The organism is Streptomyces sp. NPDC048338 (assembly GCF_043201055.1).
Classification (GTDB): domain Bacteria; phylum Actinomycetota; class Actinomycetes; order Streptomycetales; family Streptomycetaceae; genus Streptomyces.
In genome coordinates, this window is sequence record NZ_JBICYQ010000001.1 from 105,212 (window position 1) to 119,015 (window position 13,804).

Sequence of the window (13,804 nt, forward strand, 5' to 3'; positions counted from 1 at the left end):
ACCCGGTGTCGGGGCACACGGTCCCGCCCGCGTATAAACGGGGGTTGAACAGAGAGGCGACCATTGATGAACCTGCCCCACTCCGGCCGGCGCGTCCTCGTCAGCGGGGCGTCCCGGGGACTCGGCCGCGCCGTGGCCCGGGCCTTCGCGGCGAACGGCGACCGGGTCGCCGTCCACTTCGGTTCCCGGGCGGACGAGGCCCGCGAGACCCTCGACTCCCTGGAGGGCACCGGCCACGTCCTGACCGGCGGGGACCTCTCCGATCCGGCGGGCGCCGCCGCCGTGGCGGACGCGGCGGCGGAGGCCCTCGGCGGCATCGACGTGCTGGTGAACAACGCCGCCGTGAACATCCGCCATCCGCTGCCGGAGACCCCGTACGAGGAGTGGGTCGAGCTCTGGCGGCAGCACGTGGCGGTGAACCTGCTGGCCACGGCGAATCTCAGCCACCTGGCGGCACGGCGCATGATCGACCGGGGCACGGGCGGACGGATCGTCAACATCGGCTCCCGCGGCGCCTTCCGGGGCGAGCCCGACCACCCGGCCTACGGCGCGACGAAGGCCGCCGTCCACGCGCTGGGCCAGTCGCTCGCGGTCTCACTGGCCCCGTACGGCATCGGCGTCGCCTCGGTGGCCCCCGGCTTCTTCGCCACGGAACGCGTCGCCGACCGCCTCACGGGCCCCGAGGGGGCCGGGATCCTCGCGCAGAGCCCGTTCCACCGCGTCGGCACGGCCGAGGAGATCGCCGCGGCGGTCCTCTGGCTGGCCTCGCCCGCGGCGGAGTGGTCCTCCGGCACGATCCTGGACCTCAACGGCGCCTCGCACCTGCGGACCTGAGGCCCGCACCGGGGCGCCGGGCGGCGGATCCGACGCCCGGCGACGGACGGCGGATCCGGACCCGGGGCGACGGACGGCGGTCCGTCCCGTCGCGGCGGCTCGAGGACCCCCGCCCGGGACACGGCGCCGTCCGTCCGGAGGGCCTGGCTCAGGCCCCCGAACGGGACCGCGCCTTGAACGCGGCCTTCCGGGCCTCCTTCGCCGCACGCTTGTCGCGGTGCAGGCGGCCCATCGCCTCCAGGACCTCCGCCGTCGCCGGGTGGTCGACCCGCCACGCCGCCTCGAAGAAGCCGCTGTGCCGACCCGTCAGGCCCTCGATCAGGTCCTGGAGCTCCTCCAGGTCGCCGTCCGCGTCGAGTTGCGCCGCGATCGTGTCGACGGCCAGCCAGAAGATCATCGACTCCGGCGGCGCCGGGATGTCCGCCGCGCCGCGCTCCGCCAGCCAGACCCTCGCCAGGCCCCCGAGCCGGGCGTCGTCCAGCACCTCGCGCACCGCCGGCTCCGCGTCGGGCCCGACCAGGGCCAGCGCCTGCTGGCAGTGCAGCCGCCGCAGCGGCGAGCCGGGGTCGGAGCCCCGGGCCGCGTCGAGCAGTTCGCGGGCCGCCGCCACCGCGTCCCGGCCGTCCAGCCAGAGCAGGGTCTCGGCGCGGGCCGCCGGCTCGGGGTAGAAGGCGAGCCCGTCGAGCAGGACGTCCGCGCCCTTGTCCGTCAGGTCGCCGACCGCCGGCGCGTCCACACCGGCCTCCAGCATCCGGGCCCGCACGCCGTAGAGGCCGAGCGGCGTCAGCCGGACCATGCCGTAGCGGGTGACGTCCTCGTCGTCCACCGCCGGCGCGGGCTCCTCGCCCTCCTCCGCCATCAGCGCCTCGTCGACGGGCTGGTACACGACCAGGCCGATGGGTTCGAGCAGCCGGAACTGGTCGTCGAGGCGCATCATCGCCTCCGAGACCTGCTCCAGGACGTCGTCCGTCGGCTCCCCCATGTCGTCCGGGACGATCATCGAGGCGGCCAGCGCCGGCAGCGGTACGGCGCCCTCGCCCACCCCGCCCTCGCTGACGGTCAGCAGGTAGAGGTTGCCGAGCACCCCCTCCAGGAACTCCGCCTCCGCCTCCGGGTTCCAGTCGAGGAGGTCGAAGTCGATCCGGCCGTCCTCGCCGACGGCCTCCGCCAGGTCGTCGAGCACGGGCGCGGTGGCGTCGGCGAACACCGCGTCCAGGCCGTCCAGCCAGATGCCGAGGATGTCGCGCGGCGTCCCTCCGGTGACGAGCGCGAGGTTCTCGCCCGGGGACACCGCACCCGCCTCGTCGTCGTCCTCGCCGTCCTCGACCTCCACGAGTCCGGTGTCGACCGCGACGCGCCACGCCTCGCTCGCGCAGGCCCGGCCGTCCTCGTCCACCGTCAGCCCCAACACCTCCGCGGCCGAGGGCAGTTGCTCGTCGACGAGCTCGCCGCCGGCGCCGACCCGGGTCTCGGGCCCGGCCCAGCGGGCGAGCCGCACGGCGCGGGCGAGGAGAGGGGTGACCAGGGCGTCCCGCGCCAGCTCCGCGTCCGAATGCAGCCGAACCGGGGGCAGGGTGGGGCGATCCGATGCCATCTGGGGTCTTCTCCTCGGAAAGGTACGTGGGGCCAGGGCGGCTTTCAGCGTAGACGTATTTGGGCCGGGGCCAGGCGGTTCACCGATCCGTCAGCCTTCGTACACCCGTCGACTCTTGACAAGTCCCCCGCTCTCACAAGAGATTGACGCGCGTAGATTCCATCGACCGATCCTCCAAGCGCCTCCGGAGAACCTTGATGCCTTCCTCCATACCGAGAACGGCGGCCGTGGCCGCCGTCGTGTCCGCCGCACTCGCCGCCGGCCTGCTCGCCGGCGCGGGCGGCGCAGCCGCCGAGGACAGTGCCACCGCCGCCGGCGTCCGCATCCACGACATCCAGGGCACCACCCGCGTCTCGCCCCTCGTGGGCCAGCAGGTCACGGGCGTCACGGGCGTCGTCACCGGCGTCCGTACCTACGGCTCGCGCGGCTTCTGGATCCAGGACCCGCAGGCCGACGACGACCCGGCCACCAGCGAGGGCCTCTTCGTCTTCACCAGCTCCGTCCCGACCGTCGCCGTCGGCGACGCGGTGAGCGTGAACGGCACCGTCGGGGAGTACGTGCCCGGCGGCCTGAACTCGGGCAACCAGTCCCTCACCCAGCTGGCGAAGCCGGCCGTCACCGTGGTCTCCTCCGGCAACCCGGTCCCGGCCCCGGTCACCATCTCCGGCTTCTCCGTGCCGGACGAGTACGCCCCCGAGGGCGACCCGGCCGCGGGCGGTTCCGTCAACGGCCTGACGCTCGACCCCGAGTCGTACGCCCTGGACTACTACGAGTCCCTGGAGGGCACCAACGTCCGGGTGGGGACCTCCCGGGTGGTCGGTGCCACCGACCCGTACTCCGAGCTCTGGGTGACCGTGAAGCCCTGGGAGAACGCCAACCGCCGCGGCGGCACGGTCTACGGCGCGTACGACGCCCAGAACGGCGGCCGCCTCCAGATCCAGTCGCTGACCCCGGTCGCGCAGCAGCCCTTCCCCAAGGCGAACGTCGGCGACGTGCTGGCCGGGACGACCGAGGGACCGCTGGACTTCAACCAGTTCGGTGGCTACACGCTGACCGCCCGCACCCTGGGCAAGGTCGTCGACCGCGGCCTGGAGCCCGAGACCACGGACCGCCAGCACAAGAACGAGCTGGCCGTGGCGACGTACAACGTCGAGAACCTGGACCCGTCCGACCCGCAGGAGAAGTTCGACGCCCTCGCCGCGGCCGTGGTGGACAACCTCGCCTCGCCCGACATCGTCGCCCTGGAGGAGATCCAGGACGACAACGGCGCCAAGAACGACGGCACGGTCTCGGCCGAGCAGACGCTGAAGAAGTTCACGGACGCCATCGTGGCGGCCGGCGGACCGGCGTACGCATGGCGTTCGATCGACCCGGAGAACAACAAGGACGGCGGCGAGCCCGGCGGCAACATCCGTCAGGTCTTCCTCTTCAACCCCGAGCGGGTCTCCTTCACCGACCGCGCGGGCGGCGACGCGACCACCGCCACCGCCGTGGCCCGCGGCGAGAAGGGCGGCGCCGCGCTGACCCTCTCGCCCGGCCGGATCGACCCGGCGAACACCGCCTGGGAGGCCAGCCGCAAGCCGCTCGCGGGCGAGTTCACCTTCCGCGGCCGCACGGTCTTCGTGATCGCCAACCACTTCGGGTCCAAGGGCGGCGACGAGGGCATCACCTCGCACCACCAGCCGCCGGTCCGCTCCTCCGAGGCCAAGCGCCTCCTCCAGGCGCAGGCCGTCAACGCGTTCGTCAAGGACGTCCTCGCGGTCGACAAGCAGGCCGACGTGCTGGTCCTCGGCGACATCAACGACTTCGAGTTCTCCGGGACCACGAAGGCGCTGACGGACGGCGGGGCACTCTTCCCCGCGGTGAAGTCGCTGCCGCGCAGCGAGCGGTACTCGTACGTCTACCAGGGCAACAGCCAGGTCCTCGACCAGATCCTGACCAGCCCCGGGGTGCACCACTTCGAGTACGACAGCGTCCACATCAACGCGGAGTTCGCGGACCAGAACAGCGACCACGACCCGCAGGTGCTGCGCTTCCGCCCGTAGGCACCCTCCCGCCACCCGTCCGGGCCCGCCCCGGGCGGGTGGCGGCGTGCCCGGGGGCCCGGCCCTCCGGGACCGGGCGCCGGGGCCCCGCAGTGGTCGTGGCAGACTCCGGGCCATGCTGCTTCGCCCCGCCACCCGCGCCGAACTGCCCGCCGTCCTCGCCCTGCTGGCCGACGAGGAGAAGGTGTCCGACCCCGGCTCGATGGTCGTCACCGAGACGTACGAGCGGGCGTTCGCCGACATCGAGGCCGACCCGCGCAACGAGGTGCTGGTGCTCGTCGACGAGGGCGGGACGGTCGTGGGCTGCCTGCAGGCCACCTACATCCCGGGGCTCGGCAAGGGCGGCGCCGAGCGGGCCCTGATCGAGGCGGTCCGGATCAGGGCCGACCGGCGGGGCGGCGGCCTGGGGCGGGAGCTGATGGACCGGGCGGTGGAGCGGGCCCGCGCCCGCGGCTGCGCGCTCGTACAGCTGACCAGCTCCAAACGGCGGACGGACGCCCACCGCTTCTACGCCTCCCTCGGCTTCGCGCGCAGCCACGACGGGTTCAAGCTGTTCCTGTAGGCAGAGCCGCGGACGGCCTGCGCCGGGCACACTTCAGAGCTGCTGACGTCTCACCCCAAGCAGATCTAAGTGGACCTTCGCGGGCGGCTCCGCCCAGACTTTCCCGGATGAGCACTGAACGCCCCTTCGGCCGCGCGCTGTGCGCGATGATCACCCCTTTCACCCCCGCCGGCGCGCTCGATCTCGACCGGGCCCGCGAGCTCGCCGTCCGTCTCGTCTCCGAAGGCTGCGACGGGCTCGTCCTCAGCGGCACGACGGGCGAGTCGCCGACCACGACGGACGCCGAGAAGGCGGCGCTGGTCCGGGCCGTCCGTGCGGCCGTCGGACCGGGGCACTCGGTCGTCGCGGGGGTCGGCACCGCCGACACCCGGCACACCGTCGCGCTGGCCGAGCAGGCCGCGGAGGCGGGCGCGGACGGACTGCTGGTCGTCACCCCGTACTACAGCCGTCCCCCGCAGGCCGCGGTGGAGGCGCACTTCCTCAAGGTGGCGGACGCGACGGACCTGCCGGTGATGCTCTACGACATCCCGGGCCGCACCGGCACCCGCATCGAGCCGGAGACCCTGACGCGTCTCGCCGGCCACCCGAGGATCGTCGCCGTCAAGGACTGCGCCGACGATCTGCCGGCCTCCGCCCGGATCATCGCGAGCACCTCGCTCGCGTACTACTCGGGGAGCGAGGAGCTGAACCTGCCGCTGTACGCGGTGGGTGGTGCGGGGTACGTCAGCACCGTGGCCAACGTCGCGCCGGGCCCGATGCGGGCGGTGCTCGACGCCTTCGACAAGGGCGACACGGCGGAGGCGGCCCGGCTCAACGCCCGCACGCTGCCGCTGGTCACGCTGATGATGGCCGCCGGCCTGCCGGGCACGGTGACGGCGAAGGCGCTGCTCGGCGACCACGTCCGGGAACCGCTGCAGCCCGCCGACCGGGAGACGGTCGACGGGCTGCGGGCGGCGTACGAGGAGCTGGTCCGGTCGTGGGCGTAGGGAGCCCGGCCTGACCGGCAGGAGGGCACCCCTCACGTGGTTCCGAGGACGGCCACGTGCTCCAGGACGTCCTCCAGGGGGTCGTCGATCTGGCCGGTGGAGACCAGCGAGACCCTCGGGGCGTTGTGCGCGTTCGTGTGGGTCTCGTCCGCCGCGGCAACTCCCGCCGACAGCAGCACGACCGCCGCGGCCAGCGCTCCGGCGGCCCCGGCCGCACGGGCCGCACGGGCCGCTCCGACCGCGGTGGGCCTCGTCCTCATGTCCCGCTCCTCGCCTCGTCCGCTCGTGCGACGTCGTGACTCCGCGTCGCGTTGCTAACGCGGAGTCACCGACGTCGGTCACGCTCAGTTGTGGCTGTGCAGGACCTCGTTGAGCCCGCCCCAGACCGCGTTGTTCGGACGGGCCTCGACGGCGCCGGTCACCGAGTTGCGGCGGAAGAGGATGTTCGAGGCGCCGGACAGGTCACGGGCCTTGACGACCTCGCCGTCGGGCATGGTGACGCGGGTGCCGGCGGTGACGTACAGGCCGGCCTCGACGACGCACTCGTCGCCGAGGGCGATGCCGACGCCCGCCTCGGCGCCGATCAGGCAGCGCTCACCGATGGAGATGACGACGTTGCCGCCGCCGGACAGGGTGCCCATGGTGGAGGCGCCGCCGCCGATGTCGGACCCGTCGCCGACGACGACGCCGGCGGAGATCCGGCCTTCGACCATCGAGGTGCCCAGGGTGCCGGCGTTGAAGTTGACGAAGCCCTCGTGCATGACGGTGGTGCCGGCGGCGAGGTGCGCGCCGAGACGGACGCGGTCGGCGTCGGCGATGCGGACACCGGCGGGCGCGACGTAGTCGGTCATCCGCGGGAACTTGTCGATGGAGGTCACCTGGAGGTGCAGACCCTCGGCGCGGGCGTTCAGCCGGACCTTCTCGACATCGTCCACGGCGACCGGGCCGAGCGAGGTCCAGGCGACGTTGGCGAGGAGGCCGAACACGCCGTCGAGGCTCTGGCCGTGCGGCTTGACCAGCCGGTGGCTGAGCAGGTGCAGACGCAGGTAGGCGTCGTGGGCGTCGAGCGGCTTCTCGTCGAGCGAGGAGATGACGGTGCGGACGGCGACCACCTCGACGCCACGGCGGGCGTCCACCCCGAGGGCCTTGGCGGCGCCCTCGCCGAGGGCGCCGACGGCGGCGTCGGGGGTGAGTCGCTCGGTGCCGGCGGGGCCGGGCGCGTCGGTCAGCTCGGGGGCCGGGAACCAGGTGTCGAGAACGGTGCCGTCACCGGCGATGGTGGCGAGGCCGGCGGCGACGGCGCCGGTGGTGCGAGGAGCAGTGGTCATGCGGAAAACCTAACGGTCGGCCCCCTGCCCGGGCCAACCGGTCTCAGGTGTCGGTCGAGCGACCTGGCGAAAGAGCCGAGGCCGCGGGGCCGGTCTTGGCGGGTTCTCCGACGGCGGCGGCGGGCGTCCCCTGCCGGGCGTCCGGGGGGGCGCGTCGCGGCGGCGGGTCGGCCCTCAGTGCGCGCCGCCCAGGTTCAGCACCACGACCCCCGCGACGATCAGGGCGATCCCGGCCAGTTTGGCGGCGCTGACCGACTCGTTCATGAAGAGGATGCCGATCGCCGCGACGGCGGCGGTGCCCACGCCCGACCAGATCGCGTACGCGGTGCCGATCTGGAGGGTCTTGAGGGTCTGGGCCAGCAGGCCGAAGGCCACCAGGTATCCCACGACCGTGATCGCCGAGGGCCAGAACCTGGAGAAGCCCTCGCTGTACTTCATCGCCGTCGTCCCGACGATCTCAGCCGCGATGGCCCCCGCGAGCAATCCGTATCCCATGGACCGAAGGTATCCAAACTCGTGTGCGACCGTGCGCCTCGGCTGCCCGCTACCGTGTCCCGCATGACGCACTACTCGGGGCCGTACGGATACGGCTACCCTCCGCCGCCTCCACCGCCGAAGCCCGGCGTGATACCCCTGGCGCCGCTCCGCTTCGGCGAGATCCTGACCGGCGCCTTCACCACTTTCGGCCGCTACTGGAAGCCCCTGGTCGGCGTCGCGGTGGCCGCCTTCGGCGCCGCCACGGTGCTGGTCGTCGCCGCCCTCGGCATCGCCTACGCGGCGGTCGGCGACCACCTGACCCGGATCATCGACCTCCCGTCCGGACAGGACCCGTCCTGGGACGACGGCCGGCCGCTGCTCGTGGCGTTCGGCTGTGTCTGGCTCTTCGCCATGGTGGCCCTGGTCGTGGCGAGCGGCGTCGTGTACGCGGCCTGCCCGGCCGTGCTCCAGGAGGCGGTCCTGGGCCGCCCCACGACCTTCGGCCAGGTCTGGCGCCGGGCCTGGTCGCGGATGCCGGCCGTACTGGGGACCGTCTTCCTGACCATGCTGCTCATGCTGGTCCCGTTCGCCCTCTTCGCACTGGCGATGGTGGGCCTGGTCCTCGCCTTCGTCGCCGCGGCGACGGAGTCGGGCGACGCCTCCTTCGCCCTGCCCCTGTTCGCCCTGCTCGCCCTGCTGGCGCTCGCCCCGCTCACGACCTGGCTGTGGGTGAAGCTCAGCCTGGCGCCGGCGGCCGCGGTCTTCGAGGACCAGCGTGCGACGGCCGCGATGCGCCGCTCGTGGCAGCTGGTCACCGGTTCCTGGTGGCGGATCTTCGGCGCCCTGCTGGTGGCGGGGATCATCGCCTCGGTCGTCAACTTCGCGCTGCAGCAGGTGTTCGGCGCGATCGCCTCGATCCCGACGGCGTTCCCCGCCGGCGACGGCACGGGCCCGGAGTCCTTCACCGAGGTCCTCGCGCTGCTCGGCCCCGGCCTGGTGATCGCCGCGATCGGGTCGCTCGCCGGTCAGATCCTCTCGTCGGTGCTGCCGCCGCTGGTGGCGGGGCTGGTCTACGTCGACCAGCGCATCCGCAAGGAGAACCTCGCGCCGGCCCTCGTCCAGGCCGCCGGGGCCCCGCCGTTCAGTCCGTGAGCGACCGCTTCGGCCGCAGCACGCAGAACTCGTTGCCCTCCGGGTCGGCGAGGACGACCCAGGTCGCGTCCTCGCCCTGCCCGACGTCGATCCGCCGGGCGCCGAGCGCGACGATCCGCTCGACCTCCGCGTCCCGGTCGTCGGGCGTGAGATCGATGTGCAGACGGTTCTTGACGGTCTTGGACTCCTGCACCGGCAGGAAGCACATCCCCGGAAAGGCGTGCTCGTCGGCGCCGATGACGATCTCGTCCTCCGCCTCGAAGAGCACCTTCCAGTCCAGCACCTCGGCCCAGAAGCGGGCCTGAGCCGGAAGGTCGTGGGCGTCGACGGCGACGTGGTACATGCGAACGGCCATGCCCGCCAGTATGCCTGGCGGGCATGGCCGTACCGTGCGAGCCGCGGACGCGGCGCCGTTCGGATCAGACGTTGAAGCCGAGCGCGCGCAGCTGCTCGCGGCCGTCGTCCGTGATCTTGTCCGGGCCCCACGGCGGCATCCAGACCCAGTTGATCTTCAGCTCGCTGGCGAGGCCGTCGGTGGCGGCCTTCGCCTGGTCCTCGATCACGTCGGTCAGCGGGCAGGCCGCCGACGTCAGGGTCATGTCCAGCGTGACGACGTTGGAGTCGTCGATGTGGATGCCGTAGATCAGGCCGAGGTTGACCACGTCGATGCCCAGCTCGGGGTCGACGACGTCGTACAGCGCCTCGCGGATCTCTTCCTCGGAGGCCGGCTTCATCGTGGCCTCAGCATTCTCGGTCATGCCGACTTCCTCGCAGACTCTTGTTCCGCTCCGGCCATCGCCTGCGCCGTCGCGTCCTTCCACGCCATCCAGCTGAGCAGCGCGCACTTGACCCGGGCGGGGTACTTGGAGACGCCCGCGAACGCGACCGCGTCCTCCAGGACCTCCTCCATCGCGTCGTCCGGCTCGATCTGGCCCTTGGACTGCATCAGCTCCAGGAAGGTGCCCTGGATCTTCTGCGCCTCGGCCAGCTCCTTGCCGACGAGCAGCTCGTTCAGCACCGACGCCGAGGCCTGGCTGATCGAACACCCCTGACCCTCGTACGAGACGTCCTCGATGCGCGAACCGTCGTACTTCACCCGGAGCGTGATCTCGTCACCGCACGTCGGGTTGACGTGGTGCACCTCGGCGTCGCCGTCCCGCAAGCCCCGGCCGTGCGGGTGCTTGTAGTGGTCCAGGATGACGTCCTGGTACATCGAATCCAGCTTCACGACCAACCCCTACCCGAAGAAGTTCCGTACGTGCTCCAGACCCGCGACGAGGGCGTCGACCTCGGCCGGCGTGGAGTACAGATAGAACGACGCCCGCGTGGTCGCAGGAATTCCGTAGCGCAGGCAGACCGGCCGGGCGCAGTGGTGCCCGACCCGGACCGCGATGCCCTCCTCGTCGAGGACCTGGCCCACGTCGTGCGGGTGGATGTCGCCGAGCGTGAAGGAGATCGCGGCGCCGCGGTCCTCGGCCGTGGTGGGGCCGATGATCCGCAGATCCGGCACCTCCTGGAGCCGGCGGACGGCGTACTCGGTGATCGCGTGCTCGTGGCGCGCGATGTTCTCCATGCCGATCGCCGACAGGTAGTCCACGGCCGCGCCGAGGCCGACGGCCTGGGCGATCGGGGGCGTACCCGCCTCGAACTTGTGCGGGGCCGGCGCGTAGGTCGAGGAGTGCATCGAGACGGTCTCGATCATCTCGCCGCCGCCGAGGAACGGAGGCAGGTCCTCCAGGAGCTCCTGCCGTCCCCACAGCACGCCGATGCCGGTCGGGCCGCACATCTTGTGACCGGTGAAGGCCACGAAGTCGGCCTGCAGCGCCTGCACGTCGAGCACCATGTGCGGGGCCGCCTGCGAGGCGTCGATGCAGACCAGCGCACCGACCTCCTGGGCACGGCGGATGATCGTCTCCACCGGGTTGATCGTGCCCATGAGGTTCGAGACCAGCGTGAACGAGACGATCTTGGTCTTCTCGGTGATGACCTCTTCGATGTTGGAGAGGTCGAGACGGCCGTCGTCGGTGAGGCCGAACCACTTCAGCTTCGCGCCCGTGCGCTGCGAGAGCAGCTGCCACGGCACGATGTTGGAGTGGTGCTCCATCTCCGTGATGGCGATCTCGGTCTCGTGGTCCACGCGGTAGGGCTCGTCGGCCCATCCCAGCATGTTGGCCACGAGATTGAGCGACTCGGAGGCGTTCTTGGTGAAGATCACCTCGTCGCGGCTCGGCGCGTTGATGAAGGCCGCGACCTTGTCACGGGAGCCTTCGTAGAGCGCCGTCGCCTCCTCGGCGACCGTGTAGACGCCGCGGTGGACATTGGCGTTGTGGCGCTCGTAGTACGCGTTGAGCGCGTCGAGGACCTGCCGCGGCTTCTGCGAGGTCGCCGCGGAGTCGAGGTACACGATCTTCTTGCCGTCGTGGACCACGCGATCCAGGAGCGGGAAGTCCTTGCGGATCGCCTCGGTGTCGAGGAGGCCGGAGAGCCCCTGATGGGCAGAAGTCACGCGGACGCGCCACCCTTCACGTACTTGTCGTAGCCCTCGTTCTCCAGCTGGTCGGCGAGCTCGGCGCCGCCGGACTCGGCGATGCGGCCGTTCGCGAAGACGTGCACGAAGTCGGGCTTGATGTAGCGGAGGATCCGCGTGTAGTGCGTGATCAGCAGCGTGCCGACCTCGCCGGTCTCACGGACGCGGTTGACGCCCTCGGAGACGATGCGCAGCGCGTCGACGTCCAGGCCGGAGTCGGTCTCGTCGAGGATCGCGATCTTCGGCTTGAGCAGCTCGAGCTGGAGGATCTCGTGGCGCTTCTTCTCACCGCCGGAGAAGCCCTCGTTGACGTTGCGCTCGGCGAAGGCCGGGTCCATCTGGAGCTGCTCCATGGCGGACTTGACCTCCTTCACCCAGGTACGCAGCTTGGGGGCCTCGCCGCGGACGGCGGTGGCGGAGGTGCGCAGGAAGTTGGAGACCGAGACGCCGGGGACCTCGACCGGGTACTGCATGGCCAGGAAGACACCGGCGCGGGCGCGCTCGTCGACCGACATCTCCAGGACGTCCTCACCGTCGAGGGTGACGGTGCCGCCGGTGATCGTGTACTTCGGGTGGCCGGCGAGGGAGTACGCCAGGGTCGACTTGCCGGAGCCGTTGGGGCCCATGACGGCGTGGGTCTCGCCCTGCTTGATGGTCAGGTCGACGCCCTTGAGGATCTCGCGGGGGCCGTTCTCCGCCTCGACGGAGACGTGCAGGTCGTGGATTTCAAGCGTTGCCATGGGTGACTCAGGACTCCTGGGTGACGGAGACGAGCACATCGTCCCCTTCGATCTTTACGGGGTATACGGGGACGGGGCGCGTCGCGGGAAGGCCGGACGGCTTGCCGGTGCGGAGGTCGAAGCTGGAGCCGTGCAGCCAGCACTCGATGGCGCAGTCCTCGACCTCGCCCTCCGAGAGGGAGACGTTCGCGTGCGAGCAGATGTCGTTGATCGCGAACACCTCGCCCTCGGTCTGCACGACCGACACCGGCGTGCCGTCGACCTCGACCCGCTTCGGGGTGTCGGCCTCCAGCTCGCTCAGTGTGCAGACTCGGACGAAGGCCATCAGACGGATGCCTCCAGCTCGGCCTCGATCTTCGCGATCAGGCGCTCCTGGACATCGGGCAGGCCGATCTGCTGGACCAGCTCGGCGAAGAAGCCGCGGACGACGAGGCGGCGGGCCTCGGTCTCCGGGATGCCGCGGGCCATCAGGTAGAAGAGCTGCTCGTCGTCGAAGCGACCGGTGGCCGAGGCGTGTCCGGCGCCGGTGATCTCGCCGGTCTCGATCTCCAGGTTCGGCACGGAGTCGACCCGGGCGCCGTCCGTCAGGACCAGGTTCCGGTTCAGCTCGTAGGTGTCGGTGCCCTCGGCCGCGGCCTGGATGAGCACGTCACCGATCCAGACGGCGTGCGCGTCCTGGCCCTGCAGCGCGCCCTTGTAGGCCACGTTGGACTTGCAGTGCGGAGTGTTGTGGTCGACCAGCAGGCGGTGCTCCTGGTGCTGGCCGGCGTCGGTGAAGTAGAGACCGAAGAGCTCGGCCTCGCCGCCGGGGGCGGCGTACTGCACGCGCGGGTGGATGCGGACGACGTCGCCGCCGAACGTCACGACGACCGACTTGAAGGAGGCGTCCCGGCCGATCAGCGCGTTGTGCTGGGAGACGTGGACGGCCTTCTCGTCCCAGTCCTGCACGGAGACGACGGTCAGCTTCGCCCCGTCGCCGAGGAGGTAGTCGACGTTGGCGGCGAGCACCGCGTCGCCGGTGTGGTCGATGACCACGACGGCCTCGGCGAAGGCACCGAGCTCGATCACCTGGTGGCCGAAGGCGGTGCCGCCCTGGCCGTGCACGGAGATCCGGATGGGCTCGGCGAGGACGGCCTCCTTGGCGACGGTGACGACCGATGCCTTCTCGAAGGAGGAGAACGCCTGGGCGGCGACCCGGTCGACCGGCGTGCCGGCCTTGCCCAGGCGCGCGTCGTCACGGCCGACCGTCTCCACGGTGACGCCCTCGGGGGCCTCGATCTCGACCTTGACGCCCTCGCCGGTCGCGGTCGCGGTGCCGTCGTGCAGACCCCGCAGGCGCTCCAGCGGAGTGAACCGCCACTCCTCCTCGCGGCCGTGCGGGACGGGGAAGTCCGCGACGTCGAAGGACGGGGGCGCGCTCATGCGCGTGGCGACGGTGGACTCGGCGGCCACCGCGATCGAGCCGGCGGTGGTGGAGCCCGCCGGGATGTTCTGAGCCTCAGCCATGGCTGTCGTCTTGCTCTCTTCCTGCCTCGTCGTACGCGCCCGCCGGGTGCGGG

General features: G+C 71.7%; 16 protein-coding genes. 5 read left to right on the top strand and 11 right to left on the bottom strand.

The window, feature by feature from the left end; translation table 11 throughout:
• Positions 1 to 66 precede the first annotated feature (66 nt).
• Entirely contained in the window at positions 67 to 834 is a 768-nt protein-coding gene (locus ACGFZF_RS00525; protein WP_393550152.1) for an SDR family NAD(P)-dependent oxidoreductase, read from the top strand.
• A 148-nt stretch (positions 835 to 982) separates the two neighbouring features.
• Here the strand turns inward: ACGFZF_RS00525 and ACGFZF_RS00530 are convergent, their stop codons facing one another.
• A complete protein-coding gene (locus tag ACGFZF_RS00530; RefSeq protein WP_393550154.1) occupies positions 983 to 2,428 on the bottom strand; it encodes a hypothetical protein in 1,446 nt (481 codons plus the stop codon).
• Between the two features lie 197 nt (positions 2,429 to 2,625).
• On the opposite strand from ACGFZF_RS00530, the gene ACGFZF_RS00535 reads away from it, so the two are divergent.
• The 3 genes from ACGFZF_RS00535 (at position 2,626) to dapA (ending at position 6,021) form a co-directional block, all read left to right on the top strand.
• Positions 2,626 to 4,473: an endonuclease/exonuclease/phosphatase family protein gene (locus ACGFZF_RS00535; RefSeq protein WP_393550156.1), complete on the top strand. Its 1,848-nt coding sequence runs from the start codon at positions 2,626 to 2,628 to the stop codon at positions 4,471 to 4,473.
• Between the two features lie 115 nt (positions 4,474 to 4,588).
• A complete protein-coding gene (locus tag ACGFZF_RS00540) occupies positions 4,589 to 5,035 on the top strand; it encodes a GNAT family N-acetyltransferase (RefSeq protein ID WP_393550159.1) in 447 nt (148 codons plus the stop codon).
• Between the two features lie 107 nt (positions 5,036 to 5,142).
• The gene (dapA, locus tag ACGFZF_RS00545) at positions 5,143 to 6,021 is read left to right on the top strand and encodes a 4-hydroxy-tetrahydrodipicolinate synthase (RefSeq protein ID WP_393550161.1); all 879 of its coding nucleotides are present in this window, start codon (positions 5,143 to 5,145) and stop codon (positions 6,019 to 6,021) included.
• A gap of 32 nt (positions 6,022 to 6,053) precedes the next feature.
• Here the strand turns inward: dapA and ACGFZF_RS00550 are convergent, their stop codons facing one another.
• From ACGFZF_RS00550 to ACGFZF_RS00560, 3 genes are all read right to left on the bottom strand, one after another.
• Positions 6,054 to 6,281, bottom strand: coding sequence for a hypothetical protein (locus ACGFZF_RS00550; RefSeq protein ID WP_393550163.1), 228 nt, complete (start codon positions 6,279 to 6,281; stop codon positions 6,054 to 6,056).
• A gap of 84 nt (positions 6,282 to 6,365) precedes the next feature.
• Positions 6,366 to 7,349, bottom strand: a complete 984-nt coding sequence (dapD, locus tag ACGFZF_RS00555; RefSeq protein WP_393550165.1) for a 2,3,4,5-tetrahydropyridine-2,6-dicarboxylate N-succinyltransferase — start codon at positions 7,347 to 7,349, stop codon at positions 6,366 to 6,368.
• Positions 7,350 to 7,523: 174 nt separating this feature from the next.
• Positions 7,524 to 7,844 (bottom strand): multidrug efflux SMR transporter, encoded by a 321-nt coding sequence (locus ACGFZF_RS00560; protein ID WP_356605671.1) that lies wholly within the window; start codon positions 7,842 to 7,844, stop codon positions 7,524 to 7,526.
• Between the two features lie 63 nt (positions 7,845 to 7,907).
• Here ACGFZF_RS00560 and ACGFZF_RS00565 point away from each other — a divergent pair, with 63 nt between their 5' ends.
• Entirely contained in the window at positions 7,908 to 8,978 is a 1,071-nt protein-coding gene (locus tag ACGFZF_RS00565; protein ID WP_393550168.1) for an oxidoreductase, read from the top strand.
• Here the strand turns inward: ACGFZF_RS00565 and ACGFZF_RS00570 are convergent.
• From ACGFZF_RS00570 to sufD, 7 genes are all read right to left on the bottom strand, one after another.
• The gene (locus ACGFZF_RS00570) at positions 8,968 to 9,333 is read right to left on the bottom strand and encodes a VOC family protein (protein ID WP_393550170.1); all 366 of its coding nucleotides are present in this window, start codon (positions 9,331 to 9,333) and stop codon (positions 8,968 to 8,970) included. The genes ACGFZF_RS00565 and ACGFZF_RS00570 overlap by 11 nt on opposite strands.
• Before the next feature lie 64 nt (positions 9,334 to 9,397).
• Positions 9,398 to 9,736, bottom strand: coding sequence for a metal-sulfur cluster assembly factor (locus ACGFZF_RS00575; RefSeq protein ID WP_356605676.1), 339 nt, complete (start codon positions 9,734 to 9,736; stop codon positions 9,398 to 9,400).
• Positions 9,733 to 10,206 (bottom strand): Fe-S cluster assembly sulfur transfer protein SufU, encoded by a 474-nt coding sequence (gene sufU, locus ACGFZF_RS00580; RefSeq protein ID WP_356605678.1) that lies wholly within the window; start codon positions 10,204 to 10,206, stop codon positions 9,733 to 9,735. The genes ACGFZF_RS00575 and sufU overlap by 4 nt, the downstream gene beginning before the upstream one ends.
• 9 nt (positions 10,207 to 10,215) lie before the next feature.
• Positions 10,216 to 11,484, bottom strand: a complete 1,269-nt coding sequence (locus ACGFZF_RS00585) for a cysteine desulfurase (RefSeq protein WP_393550173.1) — start codon at positions 11,482 to 11,484, stop codon at positions 10,216 to 10,218.
• The gene (gene sufC, locus ACGFZF_RS00590; RefSeq protein WP_366376753.1) at positions 11,481 to 12,245 is read right to left on the bottom strand and encodes a Fe-S cluster assembly ATPase SufC; all 765 of its coding nucleotides are present in this window, start codon (positions 12,243 to 12,245) and stop codon (positions 11,481 to 11,483) included. The genes ACGFZF_RS00585 and sufC overlap by 4 nt, the downstream gene beginning before the upstream one ends.
• A gap of 7 nt (positions 12,246 to 12,252) precedes the next feature.
• The gene (locus ACGFZF_RS00595) at positions 12,253 to 12,570 is read right to left on the bottom strand and encodes a bifunctional 3-phenylpropionate/cinnamic acid dioxygenase ferredoxin subunit (RefSeq protein ID WP_356605684.1); all 318 of its coding nucleotides are present in this window, start codon (positions 12,568 to 12,570) and stop codon (positions 12,253 to 12,255) included.
• Positions 12,570 to 13,751, bottom strand: a complete 1,182-nt coding sequence (gene sufD / locus ACGFZF_RS00600) for a Fe-S cluster assembly protein SufD (RefSeq protein WP_393550176.1) — start codon at positions 13,749 to 13,751, stop codon at positions 12,570 to 12,572. Before sufD ends, ACGFZF_RS00595 begins: the two co-directional genes overlap by 1 nt.
• Between the last annotated feature and the right edge of the window lie 53 nt (positions 13,752 to 13,804).